Source organism: Sphingomonas sp. S2M10, from assembly GCF_012650175.1.
Classification (GTDB): Bacteria; Pseudomonadota; Alphaproteobacteria; order Sphingomonadales; family Sphingomonadaceae; genus Sphingomonas.
Genome location: NZ_JAAILI010000079.1, coordinates 81,430 through 97,766, shown reverse-complemented (window position 1 = coordinate 97,766; position 16,337 = coordinate 81,430). Strand labels below are relative to the sequence as shown.

General features: G+C 68.0%; 17 protein-coding genes. 8 read left to right on the top strand and 9 right to left on the bottom strand.

All coding sequences use genetic code 11. The features are described from left to right. The first annotated feature begins 324 nt into the window (after positions 1-324). Positions 325-678 carry a VOC family protein gene (locus S2M10_RS19275; protein ID WP_168847495.1) on the top strand — a complete coding sequence of 118 codons (354 nt, stop codon included), beginning with the start codon at positions 325-327 and terminating at the stop codon, positions 676-678. 101 nt (positions 679-779) lie between these two features. On the opposite strand, the gene S2M10_RS19270 is transcribed toward S2M10_RS19275, so the two are convergent. The 3 genes from S2M10_RS19270 to S2M10_RS19260 form a co-directional block, all read right to left on the bottom strand. Further along, a complete protein-coding gene (locus S2M10_RS19270) occupies positions 780-1,364 on the bottom strand; it encodes a hypothetical protein (RefSeq protein ID WP_168847494.1) in 585 nt (194 codons plus the stop codon). An 88-nt stretch (positions 1,365-1,452) separates the two neighbouring features. After that, positions 1,453-2,493 carry a D-cysteine desulfhydrase family protein gene (locus tag S2M10_RS19265; RefSeq protein ID WP_168847493.1) on the bottom strand — a complete coding sequence of 347 codons (1,041 nt, stop codon included), beginning with the start codon at positions 2,491-2,493 and terminating at the stop codon, positions 1,453-1,455. Then, positions 2,490-3,308, bottom strand: a complete 819-nt coding sequence (locus S2M10_RS19260) for an LD-carboxypeptidase (protein WP_168847492.1) — start codon at positions 3,306-3,308, stop codon at positions 2,490-2,492. Before S2M10_RS19260 ends, S2M10_RS19265 begins: the two co-directional genes overlap by 4 nt. A gap of 39 nt (positions 3,309-3,347) precedes the next feature. On the opposite strand from S2M10_RS19260, the gene S2M10_RS19255 reads away from it, so the two are divergent. From S2M10_RS19255 to S2M10_RS19240, 4 genes are all read left to right on the top strand, one after another. Continuing rightward, complete coding sequence (locus S2M10_RS19255; RefSeq protein WP_168847491.1) at positions 3,348-4,742, top strand: Mur ligase family protein; 1,395 nt, start codon at positions 3,348-3,350, stop codon at positions 4,740-4,742. A gap of 245 nt (positions 4,743-4,987) precedes the next feature. Then, complete coding sequence (locus S2M10_RS19250) at positions 4,988-5,398, top strand: hypothetical protein (RefSeq protein WP_168847490.1); 411 nt, start codon at positions 4,988-4,990, stop codon at positions 5,396-5,398. After that, a complete protein-coding gene (locus S2M10_RS19245; protein ID WP_168847489.1) occupies positions 5,395-5,604 on the top strand; it encodes a helix-turn-helix transcriptional regulator in 210 nt (69 codons plus the stop codon). Before S2M10_RS19250 ends, S2M10_RS19245 begins: the two co-directional genes overlap by 4 nt. Next, positions 5,601-6,551, top strand: coding sequence for an alpha/beta hydrolase (locus tag S2M10_RS19240; protein ID WP_247650919.1), 951 nt, complete (start codon positions 5,601-5,603; stop codon positions 6,549-6,551). Before S2M10_RS19245 ends, S2M10_RS19240 begins: the two co-directional genes overlap by 4 nt. 33 nt (positions 6,552-6,584) lie before the next feature. On the opposite strand, the gene S2M10_RS19235 is transcribed toward S2M10_RS19240, so the two are convergent. Together S2M10_RS19235 and S2M10_RS19230 are read right to left on the bottom strand one after the other, a co-directional pair. Then, positions 6,585-6,842 (bottom strand): hypothetical protein, encoded by a 258-nt coding sequence (locus tag S2M10_RS19235; protein WP_168847488.1) that lies wholly within the window; start codon positions 6,840-6,842, stop codon positions 6,585-6,587. Positions 6,843-6,852: 10 nt separating this feature from the next. Further along, positions 6,853-7,854 carry a glycerophosphodiester phosphodiesterase gene (locus S2M10_RS19230; protein WP_247650918.1) on the bottom strand — a complete coding sequence of 334 codons (1,002 nt, stop codon included), beginning with the start codon at positions 7,852-7,854 and terminating at the stop codon, positions 6,853-6,855. Positions 7,855-7,978: 124 nt separating this feature from the next. Here S2M10_RS19230 and S2M10_RS19225 point away from each other — a divergent pair, with 124 nt between their 5' ends. Both S2M10_RS19225 and S2M10_RS19220 read left to right on the top strand, forming a co-directional pair. Continuing rightward, positions 7,979-8,890, top strand: a complete 912-nt coding sequence (locus S2M10_RS19225; protein ID WP_168847487.1) for an XdhC family protein — start codon at positions 7,979-7,981, stop codon at positions 8,888-8,890. Beyond that, positions 8,877-9,491 (top strand): nucleotidyltransferase family protein, encoded by a 615-nt coding sequence (locus S2M10_RS19220; protein ID WP_168847486.1) that lies wholly within the window; start codon positions 8,877-8,879, stop codon positions 9,489-9,491. The genes S2M10_RS19225 and S2M10_RS19220 overlap by 14 nt, the downstream gene beginning before the upstream one ends. Here the strand turns inward: S2M10_RS19220 and S2M10_RS19215 are convergent. The 4 genes from S2M10_RS19215 to S2M10_RS19200 are packed head-to-tail and all read right to left on the bottom strand — an operon-like array spanning position 9,460 to position 14,184. Continuing rightward, the gene (locus tag S2M10_RS19215) at positions 9,460-10,662 is read right to left on the bottom strand and encodes an ABC transporter permease (RefSeq protein WP_168847485.1); all 1,203 of its coding nucleotides are present in this window, start codon (positions 10,660-10,662) and stop codon (positions 9,460-9,462) included. The two genes, S2M10_RS19220 and S2M10_RS19215, sit on opposite strands and share 32 nt — an antisense overlap. A gap of 4 nt (positions 10,663-10,666) precedes the next feature. Next, entirely contained in the window at positions 10,667-11,377 is a 711-nt protein-coding gene (locus tag S2M10_RS19210; protein WP_168847484.1) for an ABC transporter ATP-binding protein, read from the bottom strand. Position 11,378: 1 nt separating this feature from the next. Continuing rightward, complete coding sequence (locus tag S2M10_RS19205; protein ID WP_168847483.1) at positions 11,379-12,713, bottom strand: efflux RND transporter periplasmic adaptor subunit; 1,335 nt, start codon at positions 12,711-12,713, stop codon at positions 11,379-11,381. Then, a complete protein-coding gene (locus S2M10_RS19200) occupies positions 12,703-14,184 on the bottom strand; it encodes an efflux transporter outer membrane subunit (RefSeq protein ID WP_168847482.1) in 1,482 nt (493 codons plus the stop codon). The genes S2M10_RS19205 and S2M10_RS19200 overlap by 11 nt, the downstream gene beginning before the upstream one ends. Before the next feature lie 136 nt (positions 14,185-14,320). Between S2M10_RS19200 and acs the strand changes: the two genes are divergently transcribed. After that, on the top strand, positions 14,321-16,258 hold the full coding sequence (acs, locus tag S2M10_RS19195; RefSeq protein ID WP_168847481.1) for an acetate--CoA ligase: 1,938 nt from the start codon (positions 14,321-14,323) through the stop codon (positions 16,256-16,258). Positions 16,259-16,337: the final 79 nt, after the last annotated feature.

The window sequence follows — 16,337 nt, the reverse complement described above, 5'->3', positions numbered from 1 at the left end:
TGTTGGGTGGGAAACGGAGCGCGGCTTATGCCCGCGCGAGGGCGATATAGGCAAGCACTCGCGAAAAGGGGATGGCACTCCGGCGCAGGACGCGAAATCCTCCCCCTTGACGGGGGAGGATAGCGTAGCTTGGCAGCTTGCTGCCTAGCGCAGCTTGGAGAGGGTGAGCGGCTGCGCGGCAGCCGCGCGATTTGCGCCGCAAATCGCTCCCCTCTCCCTCCCACTGCCTTCGGCAGCGGGCCCCTCCCTCCCCCGCAAGGGGGGAGGGTTGGTAGCGAGCGGTTCAGGCTGGCGCCGATCGCCCGGCAAGCATAGCCTGCGGCCATGGACCCCGCCCACCACATCGCCGCCATCCTGCCCTGCCGCGACCTCGACGCGAGCACCGCATTCTACCGCCGGCTGGGGCTGGAGGTGGCGAGTGATTACGGCCACTACCGCATCCTCGCAGACGGCCGCGGCTGGCACCTGCACCTGCGGCACGAGGCGAACACGCCCCAGGCACCGGACAATCCCTTCGGGCTGTACCTCTATGTCGCGGACGTCGACGCGGTGGCGGCGCGGGTGCGCGAGGCGATCATCCAGCCGGGCACGCCGCATGCGATGCCGTGGGGGACGTACGAGTTCGCGGTGTCGGATCCCGATGGGGCGCTGGTGCGCGTGGGGCGGGTGTTGGGGTGAGTTCGGCTGATTTGAACTCCGCCGATCCACGGCAACGAGGGTAAATTCGAGACGGAGCTGTAGCTTTGGTGTATTTTCATGTTGGTTTTTATTGCGCAAGATTAGTCGGGTTCCACAAATTCCTTTCGGTCCTTACCCGCAGGTATTCCAAGGAACCCGCGAACTATCCACCCGATGACCCATGATAATGCCTGTAAAATACCGACTCCGATCAAAACTGAGAGAGCGAATGCCTTGAATTGATGCCAAAAATCGTGCCACCACTGGGCCTTAACCGAAGAGCTTGCTTCTTTTTCCAGAGTCGGCGGAAAAGCGAAGCTCTGTTTGCGTTTCTCAGTATAGGCGCTGACCGCGCTGCTGTAGGGTTCATCGACATACCAGTTGTCTTTATCGGCCGCAGCGAATGGCACGAGTGAGCGGCCATCTTCCGCTTTTGAAGAGCGAAAGCAGAGTTCGACGTCGGTCAATGTGCTGCCAACGTTCACGCCATACGTCGTAGCTGAAGCGTCGCTGCCGTAGTTACACGCGGTCTTAGATAGCTTCCATGGGTCGGATGGCGAAGCGGTTTCGAGCGTCAGTGTCGGGTGAGGCAAACTGATTAGCAAGACAGCCGAGGCAAATAGCACGAGCAAGATTTGCCCGAGGCGGGTAATGCGACGGCCTCCTTCAAACCAGTTGATTTTCATCGCGCCCCCGGGACTTGTGAGCAGGATGCCGATTGATTGGGTCGGCTACGCATCTTCAAACTATATTGCCGTTGCTTTGCCTTAGATATCAAGAACGGGTGCTTGCCTCTCGGTCAAACACATCCCGATACGCGAACAACCCCGGCACGCCGCCGGTCATGACGTACAGCACCGCCTCGTCCGGCTGGAACGCGCCGCCGCGGATGGCCGCGAGCAGCCCGGCAAAGGCCTTGCCGCTATAGACGGGGTCGAGCAGCAGGCCCTCGGTGCGGGCGAGCAGTTCCACCGCTTCGCGCATTGCAGCGGTGGGGATGCCATAGCCTAGCCCGCGCTGGCTGCCGTCGATCACCACCTCCGCCGCCGTCACGCTGCCCGGCAGGGCGTTGGCGGCGAGTGTCGCCTCGGCCAGCGCCAGCGTCTCGGCATGGGCGCGCTCGGGGGTGGCGAGGACGGCGTAGGACACGACGCGCGTCACCGCCGCGCCCGCTGCCGCCATGCCGGCGGCGAGGCCCGCATGGGTGCCGGCGCTGCCATTGGGGACGACGATGCGGGCGAAGCGCTCGCCCAGCGCCGCCTCCTGCCCCAGGATCTCCCAGGCGCAGGCGACATAGCCGAGCGCGCCGACCGGCGAGGATCCGCCCGCGCCGACCACGTACGGTTTGTGCCCTTCCGCCCGCAGCGCCTCGGCGCGGGTGTGGGCGAAGGCGAGCGGATCGGTGTCGCCGGGCACACGGTGGACGGTTGCGCCGAAGATCGCGTCGAGCAGCAGGTTGCCGTTGCCGCGATAGTCGGCATCGTGGCGCGGGACGACATCGGCCAGCACCAGCTCGCAGGCGAGGCCCATCCGTGCCGCCGCCGCCGCGCTTAGCCGGGCGTGGTTCGATTGCAGCCCGCCGGTGGTGACGAAGGTGTCACACCCTTGCGCGAGCGCGTCGCCGAGCAGGAATTCGAGCTTGCGCAGCTTGTTGCCGCCGCCGCCGATGCCCGCGACATCGTCGCGCTTCACATAGATCCGCACCCTGGTGCCGAGCGCCGCCTCCAGCCGTTCCAGCCGCTCGATCGGCGAGGGGTGGGCGAGCAGCGAGACCGCGCCGTGGCGGCTCCGCAGCGCCTGGGGATCGGGGCTCATGCGACGCCGAACGGGACGACGTGGTTGGTCGCAACATGCCCGATCGCGCAGCGGCCGAGATAGGGGACGCCCATTTCCTTGCACCAGCGGACGATCATCTCGTCCACCGTCTCGCCAAAGGGCGGGTCGTTCTCGGCAATGGCGGTCACCGCGCCGAGGCGGATGCCGGCGATGCCCTTGAGCTGCTCGGCATGGGCCATGTTGAACAGCATCCGGTCGATCCGGTAGAGCGGCTCGTCCACTTCCTCGATCATCAGCACATGGTCGGTGAGGTCGGGCAGGTACTTGCTGCCGATCAGCGCGGTGAGGATCGCGAGGTTGAAGGCGGCGGCGGGGCGCCCGTCGGCCAGCGCGGGGTCCAGCCCGCGGCGGTCGCGCTCGATCAGCCAGCCGAGCGCCCAGCCGGTATCGACCCCCGCATCGTTCTTGCCGATGCTGCTCGCCATCGAAGCATGGACCGGATGGCCGATGCCGCGGGCGTAGAGCGCGCCCAGCAGGAAGCCCATGTCGGAGAAGCCCATATAGGTCTTGCGCCGCGCCGCCTCGCCGAGGTGCGGCATCACCGCGTCGAGGATGCGGTTCGAGCCATAGCCGCCGCGCGCGAACCAGATCGCGTCGATCGCGGGATCATTGGCAAACTCCAGGAACGCCGCCGCCCGCTCGGCATCGGTCCCGGCGAAATGGCCCGCCGAGAGATAGCATTGCGGGTGGAACACCACCTCATGCTCCGGGTAGGTGAGCGCCATGAATGCCGCCATGCGGGCAGACGATTCCCGGGTGACTGGCCGCGCCGGCGCGACGACTCCGATCCGCATATGCTTGTATGGTCTCCTCGCTTCGCCGATAGCGTGCCCATGCAGCATGGCAAAGCAACCTTCTTCGTAGGAATCGGCGGTTCGGGGATGATGCCGCTGGCGATGATCCTCGCCGGCCGGGGCGCCCGGGTCTCGGGTTCGGACCGCAGCCTCGACGGCGGGCGGCTGGCGGCCAAGTTCGACTGGCTGCGTGGCCACGGCGTTGGCCTGTTCCCGCAGGACGGCAGTGGGGTGCAGTCGGCCGAGCAGGTGGTGGTCGCCTCCGCCGCGATCGAGCCGACCGTGCCGGACATGGTGCGCGCGGCAGAGCTCGGCTGCGCGCGCATGTCGCGAGCCGAGCTGCTGGCGAGCCTGTTCAACGCCTCGCCGCTGCCGATCGGGGTGGCGGGGACCAGCGGCAAGTCGACCGTGACGGGGATGATCGGCTGGATCCTCCACGCCTGCGGGCGCGATCCGACGGTGATGAACGGCGCGGTGATGAAGAATTTCGCGGGGCCCGACGCGCCGTTCGCCAGCGCCTTGGTGGGGGCGGGGGACGCGTTCGTCAGCGAGGTGGACGAGAGCGACGGCTCGATCGCCAATTACTGGCCGCGGATCGCGGTGCTCAACAATGTCAGCCTCGACCACAAGTCGCTGGAGGAATTGCGGCTGTTGTTCGGGGCGTTCGCGGGCAAGGCGGCGACCACGGTGGTCAATGTCGGCGATGCCGAAAGCGCGGCGCTGGCGGCGGGGCTCGATCGCGCGCGGACGCTGACCTTCGCGGTGGAGGGCGATGCGGACCTGATGGCGCGGAACCTCGCGCCGGAAGCGTTCGCGATCAGCTTCGATCTGGTGATGCGAGAGACGGTGCGACGGGTGCGGCTGCAGGTGCCGGGTCGGCACAATGTCGCCAATGCGCTGGCCGCGATCGGCGCGGCTACGGCGGCCGGTATGTCGCTGGAGGAGGCGTGTGCGGCCGTCGAGGGGTTCACCGGCCTGCGACGGCGGTTCGAACTGGTTGGCACGGCGGGCGGCGTGTCGGTGATCGACGATTTCGGGCACAACCCGGACAAGATCGCCGCGACCCTCGATACGCTGCACGCCTTTCCCGGGCGGTTGCTGCTGCTGTTCCAGCCGCACGGCTACGGCCCGCTCAAGGTGATGCGGCGCGAGCTCGTCGCGATGTTCGCCACCAAGCTGGGGCAGGAGGACCTGCTGGTGCTGCCGGACCCGGTCTATCAGGGCGGTACCGTAGCCCGCGAGGTGACCAGCGCGGACATCGTCACCGATGTCGCGGCGACCGGCGCGCAGGCGATGCATATCCCCGGCCGCGAGGCGGCGGCGGCGCATCTGGTCGCGCGGGCTCGACCTAGCGACCGCATCGTGGTGATGGGCGCGCGGGATGACACGCTCAGCCAGCTCGCCGAGGACATGGTGGCGCGGCTGCGCGGTTAAAAATCTTCCCCGGAACGGGGAGGGGGACCGCGCGGCATCGCCGCGTGGTGGAGGGGCCGTGCCGAAGGCGCGGTGCGTGTCGATAGCGTTGAAAACCGCCGCATGCGCGGCGGCCCCTCCATCATGTGCTGGCGCACATGGTCCCCCTCCCCGTGCCGGGGAGGAATTGCACATGTCAACCACGCTTGACATGTACAGCATGATGAACGTAAAGTGTCCTTGTCAAATAGAACAGGGAGCTTTCCATGGCGACGCTTGCAGCCAAAAATTATCGGCGCCGGTTCATGGTGGTCACGCTGGTGTATGTCGCCCTGATTGCGCTGAACGTCGCGATCAGCCGGACGTTCGCGCCGCCGCAGATCGTGCTCGGGATGATGGCCGTCCTGACCTCCTTGCCCATCGTCGGCATGATCGCGGTGATGGGGCTGTATATCCGCGAGGAAACCGACGAGTTCGTCCGCTACCGTCTCGTCACCGCGATGCTGGTGGCGATCGGGATCCTGCTGTCGCTCACCAGCATCCTGGGGTTCCTTCAGTTCGAGCACATCGTCGGCGCGGTGCCGGTGTTCTTCGCTTTTCCGGCTTGGTGCATGTTTTTCGGGGTCGTGCGGGGCATCTTGTGCGCGCGCGATCGCGGTGCGGGGGCCGACGCGTGAACAACCGCCTCCGCGTGCTCCGCGCCGAACGGGCGTGGAGCCAGCAGGATCTCGCCGAGCGGCTTGAGGTTTCGCGCCAAAGCGTGAACGCCATCGAGACCGGGCGCTACGATCCCTCGCTGCCGCTCGCCTTCAAAATCGCCGACCTGTTCGGCCTCGCCATCGAAGAGATCTTCCTCAATCCTGCCAAGGAGACGGACCAATGAACCGCATCGTTCGCTGCCTGTGCCGCCGGGACAACCGGCTTCCCTGGTTCGCCATCCTGATCGCGTTGCTGGCGGCCAACGGCTTCTTCCAGCACGCGCATGCGGCGCCGACGCGGGTGGTCGCCCGCGCCGCCGACACGCTGGTGCAGATGGACCATATCTCGGTGCAGGTGCTCGGCCGCGGGAGCCCGGTGGTGCTGATCCCCGGCCTGTCCAGCCCGCGTGCCACCTGGGACGGCGCGCTGCCCGAGCTGATCAAGAACCACCGCGTCTATCTGGTGCAGGTCAACGGCTTCGGCGGCGATGATCCGCGCGGCAACCTTCAGCCCGGCATCCTCGACGGCGTGGTGGCCGATCTCCACACGCTGATCGCCGAACGCAAGCTGGGTGCGGTGCCGGTGGTCGGCCATTCGATGGGCGGGCTGGTGACGCTGATGCTGGCGCGCGATCATCCGCAGGATGTGCGGAAGGCGCTGATCGTCGATGCCTTGCCCTTTCTCGGCACGATCTTCGCGCCCGCCGCGACGGCCGATTCGATCAAGCCGCAGGCGGAGATGATGCGCGCGCAGATGGCGGGGCTGTACGGCAAGCCCTATCCGCCGCAACTTGCCGCCATGGTCGCGCGGCAGAATGCGCTGAAGCCCGCCGCGCGCGAGAAGATAGCCGAGTGGTCGGCGAAGGCGGACATGCGGGTGAGCGGGCAGGCGCTCTACGAGGACATGGTCGCCGATCTGCGCCCCGACCTGCCCAGGATCGCCGCGCCGATCACCGTGCTGGTACCCTGGACCGATGCGATGGGCGGCGAGGCACGCGTGCTCGGCCTGTACCGCGCGCAATATGCGGGGGCGCCGAACGCGACGATCCGCGGCGTGGGGGACAGCGGGCACTTCCTCATGCTCGACCGGCCCGAACTGTTCGAACAGGCGCTGATGGCGTTCCTGGGGTAAGCCCGGCGCGGAGGCGAGCCCGCGCCCCTGCGCTCAGCGCGGGTCGTTCTCGCAGCGCTCGGGATGCGCGCGGCATTCCTTGTCGCGCTTGCGCCGCTCGCGGCCTTCGCGCGCTTCCTTCTCGCGCATCTTGCGACCGTAGTTCCGGTCGGACTCGTCCTGGCTGGTGGTCGCCCAGTCGGCCGCCTGCGCGCCGGCCTTCACCGGCAGCGTGACGATATTGGCGGCGGTCTTCACCACGCAACCTCCCGCCAGCAGCGGCAGGACCAGCAGGGCGGGGAGAATGCGCATGGAGAGACCCTTACTTGGCGTTGTTCTGCAGGAAGCTATCCCGAGCCGGCACGCCGATGGAAGGAAAATCGGTGAAGAAGCCGTCGATTCCCGCCTTGAGGAAGGCGGCGATCTCTTCCGCGAGCCGGCCGTGCGTCGCCGGATCGGTGCCGATACGATAAGCGGGCATCAGGAAGAAATTCTCGGCGCGGAAGGTCCAGGGATGGAGCTTCAGCCCTGCGGCATGGGCATCGGCGACCAGCGCGGAGGGCGTGCCGTCGCTGGCCAGGATCTGGGTCAGCTCCGGGCCGATCCCGGCGGCGTATTGCGCCACCGCCTTCAGCCCGGCCGGCGTCGTCATCTCCTTGTAGCTGGCAACCGCGCGATCGGCCGGGCCTTCGCTGCCGGCCATCAGCTGGATCAGCGGCACCTTGGTCATCGTCTTGAGCTGCTTGAGGTTGTTCACCTCGAACGACTGGATGAACACCGGCGCGTCGGCGCGGTCCCAGCCGGCGGCCTTGAGCCTGGCGACGAGGCGCGCCTCCAGCGGCAGGCCGATCGAGGCGAAATAGCTCGGATGCTTGGTCTCGGGATAGATGCCGATCGTGCGGTGGAGCCGTGCGGATTCCTTCTTGGCCAGCGCGATCACCTCGTCGAGCGTCGGGATCGTCGCCTGGCCGTCATAGGCGGTGTTGCCCGGGCGCAGCTTGGGCAGGCGCTCCTTGGCGCGCAGCGTCTTCAGCTCGGCGAGGGTGAAATCCTCGGTGAACCAGCCGGTGATGCTCTGGCCGTCAATCGTCTTGGTGGTCTTGCGATCGGCGAACTCCGGGTGCGCCGCGACGTCGGTGGTGTCGGTGATCGCATTCTCGTGCCGGGCGACCAGTTCGCCGTCCTTGGTCGGGACGAGGTCCGGCTCGATGAAATCGGCGCCGAGATCGATCGCGCGCTGATAGGCGAGCAGGGTGTGTTCGGGCCGCTCGCCGCTGGCGCCGCGATGACCGATCACGACGATGCGGGGCATGGGCTTCTGCATGGGCCGATCCTGTCCGAAAGCGAGGGCAGGCGCCAGCAGGGCCATTGCCAAGAGCATCCATCTCGTCACGAAACTCTCCTTCGGCTAGGCGGTTAGGCAGCGGATGTGACGGGAGCGCGACAAAATGGCCGACAACGACAGCGTACTGGCAGCCGCAGAGGCCTGGCGGGGCGCGCGCATGGCGCTGGCGACGGTGGTGACCACCTGGGGCTCGGCGCCGCGCCCGCGCGGCAGCCATCTGCTGGTGCATGCGGACGGGCGGTTCGAGGGCTCGGTCTCCGGCGGCTGCGTCGAGACCGACATCCTGCAGACCGCCGCCGAGGTGATCGCCGGCGCGCCCGCGATCGTAAAGGACTATGGCGTCGCCGATGCGGCGGCGTGGGAAGTGGGCTTGCCTTGCGGCGGGCAGATCGCGGTGCTGGTCCAGCCGGTCTCGGCAACAGGCTTTCCGCCCGCGCTGTTCGACGCGATCCGCGAAGCGCGCGCGGAAGGCCGCCCGTTGGAGGTGGGTACCGATCTGGCCACCGGGCAGAGCGCGATCGGTGCGGGCGGCTTCGTCAACCGCTATGATCCGCCGCGGCGGCTGCTGATCGTGGGCGCGGTGCAGATCGCGCAGGCGCTGGCGGGGCTCGCGCGGGAACTGGGCATCGCCACGACCGTGATCGATCCGCGCGGGCGGTTCCTAACCGAGGAGCGCTTCCCGCACGTGACGCTCGACGATCGCTGGCCGGACGAGGCGGTGACCGCGCTCCGCCCCGATCCGGCGACCGCGGTGGTGACGCTGAGTCATGATCCCAAGATCGACGATGCGGCCCTGATCGCGGCGCTGGCGCACCCCAGCGGCTATGTCGCCGCGCTCGGCTCGCGGCGCAGCCATGCGGCGCGGCTGGAACGACTTGGCGCGGCGGGCGTCTCAGCGCAGGATCTCGCGCGGATCGAAGGACCGGCGGGGCTTTCGATCGGGGCGATCGGTCCATCGGAGATCGCCCTGTCCATCGCCGCCGCCATGGTGAAGACCTTCCATGCTGAAGCCTGAAAATACCGCGCTCGTCCTGCTCGCCGCCGGCAAGTCCGAGCGGTTCGTCGACGGCGACAAGCTGACCGAGGAATATCTCGGCCACCCGCTGGCCTTCCACGTCGTGACCGCGCTGGAGAAGATGCCGTTCCTCAAGCGGATCGCGGTGGTATCCCAGACCGCGCTCGATTTCGCCGCATGCGGGTTCGAGCAGGTCGAGAATCCCGATCCGTCGCGCGGCCAGGCCTGGTCGGTGCGCTACGGCGTCCAGGCGGCGGAGGCGGCGGGCGCCGAGGGCGTGCTGATCGCGCTGGCGGACATGCCGCGCGTCACCGCCGCGCATTGCTACCGGCTGTTCGACGCCTCGGACCATGGCGGGACGGTGGTCGCCTCCAGCGACGGCGTGCAGCCGATGCCGCCGGCGCTGATCGGCCGCGACCATTTTGCCGAGCTGTGCAGCCTGAAGGGCGACAGCGGCGCGCGCGCGCTGATCCTGCGCGGCCACCATGTCATCACCCGGCCCGAGGAGCTGGTCGATATCGACACGCGCGAGGACCTGGACGCCCTGCGCGCGCGCGAGACGGCCCTGGCTACTCGTGCCGCAGCGCGTCGATCGGATTGAGCGCGGCGGCGCGCCGCGCCGGGAAGAAGCCGAACACGATGCCGATCAGCGCCGAGATCGCGAAGCTGAGCAGGTTGATCGACAGGTCGAACTGGAAGGGCAGCTTGGCGAGTGCCGCCAGCCCCCAGGAGGCGAAGAAGGCGAGCACCACGCCGACCAGCCCGCCCAGGCAGGAAAGCGCGATCGCCTCGACCAGGAACTGCAGCAGCACTTCGGTGCCGAGCGCGCCGATAGCGAGGCGGATGCCGATCTCGCGGGTGCGTTCGGTGACCGACACCAGCATGATGTTCATGATGCCGATGCCGCCGACGAGCAGGCTCACCGCGGCGATTGCGGCAACGAACAGCGTCATCTGCTGCATCTGATTCTGCACGGTGGAGGCGAATTCGGCGCTGTCGAAGATGTCGAAATTATCCGGCTGTCCGGGGGCGAGGTGGCGGCGCTCGCGCAACAGGCCGACCAGCGACTGCTTGACGGTTGCGGTGTCATAGCCTTTGGCCACCGCGATCTGGATCGCCAGCACGTTCTGGTTGCCGACGAAGCGGCGCTGTACCGTCTTCAACGGCAGCACCACGGTGGAGTTGGGATCGCTGAACCCGGCATTGTCGCGCTTTTTCAGTACCCCGATCACTTCGCAGCTGACCGTGCCGAGGCGGAAGCGCTCGCCCACCGGATCCTCGTCGGCGAACAAGTTGGCGCGGATCGTGTCGCCGATCACGCAGACCGACTTGCCGGCGCTCTGCTCGGCCGCGCTGAAACGCCGGCCGCCGGCGAATTCCAGATTCTGCGCGTCGAAATAATCGTTGCTGGTCCCGGTGACCGAGGCGGTCCAGTTCTGGGCATTGCGCACCGCGAGTGCCGAGGACGACGCCTGAGGGGCTACCGCGCTGACGCCGCTCACCTGCTGGCGGATCGCCTGCACATCGGCATTCTCGAAACTGGGCGGCGGGGCGCTGCCGCCGCGTCCGCGTCCGCCGCTGGGAAATACCGTCAGCGTATTGTTGCCGAGCGAGCTGATCGATTCCTGCACCGAGGCGGAGACGCCGTTGCCCAGCGTCACCATGGTGATCACCGCCGCGACCCCGATAATGATGCCCAGCGTCGTCAGGAACGACCGCAGGATGTGACGACGGATCTCGCGCAGCGACAGGAGGAGGGTGGTGAACAGCATCGGCTCAGGCCCCCGCGCCGGCGCCGGCGGTGGCCTCGTGGCGCTCCACCAGCCCGTCCTTGAAATGCACGATCGTCTTGGCGAAGGCGGCCATGTCCGGCTCGTGGGTGACCATCAGTACGGTGATGCCCATGTCGGCGTTCAGTCGCTGGAGCAGCTTCATGATTTCCACCGAACGTTCGCTGTCTAGATTGCCGGTGGGTTCGTCCGCCAGCAGCACGTCGGGCTGGGTGACGATCGCGCGGGCGATGGCGACGCGCTGCTGCTGGCCGCCGGACAGTTCGGCGGGGGTGTGGTCCGCCCAGGGGGCGAGGCCCACCTGTTCCAGCGCCGCCATCGCCGCCGCGCGCCGCGCCTTGCGGTGTTCGCCGCGATAGAGCAGCGGCAGCTCGACATTTTCCAGCGCGGTGGTGCGCGCGAGCAGGTTGAAGCCCTGGAACACGAAGCCGAGATAGCGGCGGCGCAGATAGGCGCGCTGGTCGCGGTCCAGCTGTTCGACATGGACGCCGCGGAACCGATAGCTGCCGCCGGTGGGGACATCGAGGCAGCCGAGGATGTTCATCGTCGTCGACTTGCCCGATCCCGACGCCCCCATCACCGCCAGGAACGCGCCGGCATCGATCGCGAGATCGACGCCCTTGAGCGCCTGAAACGCGGTCGGCCCTTCGCCGAACGTCTTGGTGATGCTCTGGAGCTGGATCAGCGGCTCGGCCATGTCAGTCCTGGTCGTCCTTCGCGGGCTTGGCCGCGCCGTCGGCCTGGACGCCGACGATCACCTTCATGCCGGGGGTGAGCTTGGTGCTGGTCACCGCGGTGCGGCTGCCGTCGCTCGGCCCGGTGACGACGTCCACCTTCTCGGGCTTGCCGTCCTTGCCGACGACATAGACCGTCTGCTTGCTGCCGCGGCCGATCGCCTTTTGCTGATCCTGCCGGCGCGGCCCGAACTGGATGCCGCCACCACCGCCGGACTTGGCGCCGCTCTGCTCGGGGGTGAAGCGCAAGGCGCCGTTCGCGATCAGCAGCGCATTCTCCAGCTTCTCCACGCCGATCGTCGCGGTGGCGGTCATGCCCGGGCGCAGCGTCAGATCGGGATTGGCGACCGACAGCACCGCTGCATAGGATACCACCTGATTGGCGGTGGTGGTGCTGCTCGCCGTCGCGCTGCCGCTCGACGCGGTGGAGGCAGTGAGATTCGAGCCGAGGTCCACCCGGGTGATCTGCGCCGGGAAGGTGCGGCCGGGGAACGCATCGACCGTGAAGCTCGCCGGCAGGCCGACCTTGACCGAGCCGACATCGGCCTCGTCGATCGCGACCTCCAGCTTCATGTGCGTCAGGTCCTGCGCGATCACGAACATGGTCGGCGTGCTGAACGATGCGGCGACCGTCTGGCCGGCATCGACCTGGCGGGCGAGTACCACGCCGTCGACGGGCGAGCGGATGATCGAGCGGGTTCGTTGCGTCTGGTTCGACGAGAGCGAGGCGCGGGCGGAAACGACATTCGCCTCGGCCGAGCGCAGATTGGCGACGGCGCGGGCCACCGCGGCGCGGGCGGTGTCGAGTTCGGTCTTGGCGGGTACCTTGCCGCCCGACAGCCGGCTGACCTCCTCCATGCGGCGGAGCTGCGCGGTCGATTCGTCCACGGTCGCCCTGGCCTGGGCCACCGCCGCCTGGTTGGCGGCGAGCGCGGCGCGGCTCTGGGTAATCGCGTCGTCGAGCCGTGCGGGGTCGATGATCGCGATCGGCTGACCTTCGGTCACCTGGTCGTTGACATCGACCAGCACCTTGAGGACGAGACCGGAGATTTCCGAGCCCACCGTCACCTGCCGCGTCGGGGCCAGGCGGCCGGTTGCGGAGACGGTGACCGCCAGCGCGCCCTTTTCGGCGGGTGCGATGATGTAGCTGGGCGGCGGCTTGGGCGCGAAGCAGCGCGAGACCAGCAGCCCCAGCACCACCACGACCAGCGCGACGATGATCCAGCGCAGGTTCCGCCGCCACCAAGGGCGACGCTTCGTGCCCAGAAAGGCGTTGAGGTCCTGAGGTTCACTGGCCATCGGTGGCGCTGCCTGTTCTTGGAGGGAGGGGCGGGATGGGCGCGGCTTCGTCCCAGCCGCCGCCCAGCGCGACATAGAGCTGGATCAGCGCGGTCGCCTGTTCGGATTCGGCCTGGGCGAGGCCGTTCTTGGCCGAAAGCAACGTGCTTTCGGACTGGTTGAGCGTGGTGAAGTCGGTCAGACCCGAACGGTAGCGGAAGCGGGCGAGCAGCGCCTGGTTGTTCGCCGCCTCCAGCGCGGTGCGGAACTCGGCCTCGCGCGTGCGGGCGGCCTGCAGCGCCACGATCGCATTCTCGATCTCCTCCATCGCCTGCAGCACGCTGGCCTTGTAGGCATAGAAGGCGCCGTCCGCGCCGGCGCGGGCGGAGCGAAGCTGGCTGCGCAGCCGGCCGGAATCGAAAATCGTCTGGGCGACATTGGCGAAGGCGCGGCCGGTGATCAGGTCGAGCAGCGCGCCGAACGAGCTGCTCCCCGCGCTGATGCTGCCGCCGAGCGCCAGGCTGGGGTAAAGTTGCGCGCGCGAAACGCCGATCTGCGCGGTGGCAACGGCGAGGTTGCGCTCGGCGGCGCGCACATCGGGCCGCTGGCGGAGCGCGTCGGCGGGGATGCCGGCGGCGACGCTGGCGGGGCCGCGCGGGATCGGCTTCTGCGCTTCCAAGGCGGCGCGCAGCGCGCCGGGGGTCTGGCCGGTCAGTACGCCCAGCCGCGCGACGTTGCCGGCATAGCCGCTTTCCAGCTGCGGGATGGTGGCGGCGGTCTGCGCGCGCTGGGCACGGGCCTGCTCGGCATCGAGCGAGGAGACCAGGCCCGCCTGCACGCGCCACTGGGCGATCTGGAGATTTTCGTCCTGGATGGCGAGGCTCTCGCGCGCATTGGCGAGCTGCGCCTGGGCCAGCCGGGCCAGCACATAGTTGCGCGCGGTTTCGGATTCGACCGAAAGCAGCACCGCGGCGCGGTTGAACCCTGCCGCCTCTACGCTGGCGCGGGCGCCGCGCACGCTGCTGCGCACGCCGCCGAACAGATCGACCTGATAGCTGGCATCAAGCCCGAGCGAGAAGTTGCTGCTGCCGCCTTGCGAGAAGGAGCCGATCGTGCCGTCGGGCAGCCGGGTGGTGGTGGTGCCGCCGCGCAGCGGCTCGTTGCGCGAATAGCCGGCCGACCCGCTGATCGTGGGGAACAACGCGGCGCGCGACTGGACCAGCGATTCCCGCGCCTGGCGGAGCCGGATCACGGCCTGGGCGATGTCCAGGTTCGCGGTCTGCGCCTGGCCGATCAGCTGGCCGAGCATCGGATCGTCGAACTTGTCCCACCAGCGCGACAGATCTTCGCGTGCCTGCTGCTGTGGATCGACCGAATATCGATCGGGCAGATCGATCGGCGCGGCGGCCTCTTGCGGGTGGGCGGAACCGGTAGAGCAGGCTGCAAGCGGCAGTGCCGCACAGAGCAACAGAGCAAGCGCAGGTCGTGCCATAGCGTCTTATATTACTGATACGGTGGCGCCGATCCACTGAAATATGTTTGCACTTTGTAACGAAGTTGCGCGGCACTGCGCCTTGCCTATCCACCCTGTGCGACCCTAGATGCCTTCACGACCAGGAGGGGTCTTGATGAGCGAGAATCTGTATCCGGTGCCGGAAGCCTGGGCGCGCCACGCCCGCGTCGATGCCGCAGCGTATGAACGTCTCCACGCCCAGTCGCTGGCCGACCCGGACGGGTTCTGGCGCGAACAGGCCCGCCGGCTCGACTGGATCGTGCCGCCGCAGACCGCCGGGGACTGGTCGTTCGACGAGGCCGATTTCCGCATCCGCTGGTTCGCCGACGGCAAGCTCAACGTCGCCGCCAACTGCCTCGACCGCAATCTGGCCAGCCGCGGCGGGGAGACGGCCATCCTGTGGGAGCCGGACGAACCCGGCGAGGAAGCGCGCCGGATCACCTATCTGGAATTATATGAGGAGGTTTGCCGCTTCGCCAATGTGCTGAAGGCGGAGGGCGTGCAGAAGGGCGACCGCGTCACCGTCTACATGCCGATGATCCCCGAAGCCGCGGTGGCGCTGCTCGCCTGCGCGCGGATCGGCGCGGTGCATTCGGTGGTGTTCGGCGGTTTCTCGCCCGAGGCGCTGGCCGGCCGCATCGTCGACTGCGACAGCCGCATCGTCATCACCGCCGACGAAGGACGGCGCGGCGGCAAGCGCGTGCCGCTCAAGGCCAATGTCGACGCGGCGCAACGCCATGCGCCCGTGCTCGAAAAGGTCATCGTGGTGCAGGCGACCGGCGGCGCGGTGGCGATGCAGCCCGGCCGCGACCTCTGGTATCACGAGGCGGCCGCCAAGGTGTCCGCCGACTGCCCCGCCGAGGCGATGGACGCCGAGGATCCGCTGTTCATCCTCTACACCTCGGGTTCGACCGGCAAGCCCAAGGGCGTGCTCCATTCGAGCGGCGGCTATCTGCTCTGGGCCGCGTACACCCACGAAGTCGTGTTCGATTACCGGCCGGGGCAGGTCTATTGGTGCGCAGCGGATATCGGCTGGGTCACCGGGCACAGCTATATCGTCTATGGTCCGCTGGCCAATGGCGGGACGACGCTGATGTTCGAGGGCGTGCCGACCTGGCCCGATGCGGGGCGCATGTGGCAGGTGGTCGATCGTCACCAGGTCGAGATCCTCTACACCGCGCCGACGGCGCTGCGCGCGCTGATGAAGGAAGGCGATACGCACGTCACGGCGACCAGCCGCAAGTCGCTGAAGCTGCTCGGCTCGGTCGGCGAGCCGATCAACCCGGAGGCGTGGCGCTGGTATCATGACGTGGTGGGCGAGGGCCGTTGCCCGATCGTCGACACCTGGTGGCAGACCGAGACGGGCGGTCACATGATCACCCCGCTGCCGGGTGCCACCGCGCTCAAGCCGGGCTCGGCGTCGATGCCGTTCTTCGGGATCGAGCCGCAGCTGGTCGATGGCGACGGCACGCTGCTGGAAGGCGCAACCGAGGGCAATCTCGTCATCGCGCGCAGCTGGCCGGGGCAGATGCGCACCGTCTGGGGCGATCACGAGCGCTTCTTCCAGACCTATTTCACCACCTATCGCGGCAAGTATTTCACCGGCGACGGCTGCCGCCGGGACGGCGACGGCTATTACTGGATCACCGGCCGGGTGGACGACGTGATCAACGTCTCCGGGCATCGCATGGGCACTGCCGAGGTGGAGAGCGCGCTGGTGCTGCACGACAAGGTGGCCGAGGCCGCCGTCGTGGGCATGCCGCACGACATCAAGGGGCAGGGCATCTATGCCTATGTCACCCTGAACGCAGGCATCGAGGCGAGCGAGAGCCTGCGCAAGGAACTGCGCGACTGGGTGCGCGGCGAGATCGGCCCGATCGCGACTCCGGACGCGCTCCAGTTCGCCCCCGGTCTTCCCAAGACGCGTTCGGGCAAGATCATGCGCCGCATCCTGCGCAAGATCGCCGAGGGCGATGTCAGCAGCCTGGGCGACACTTCGACGCTCGCCGATCCGGCGGTGGTCGACGATCTGGTCGCCAACCGGGTGGGCTGATCCTGTCCCTTCTCCCGCTCGAAAGCCGGGAGAAGGGATGCCCCATCGGGCAGTAACGCGTGAAACAAAATTCCATTGC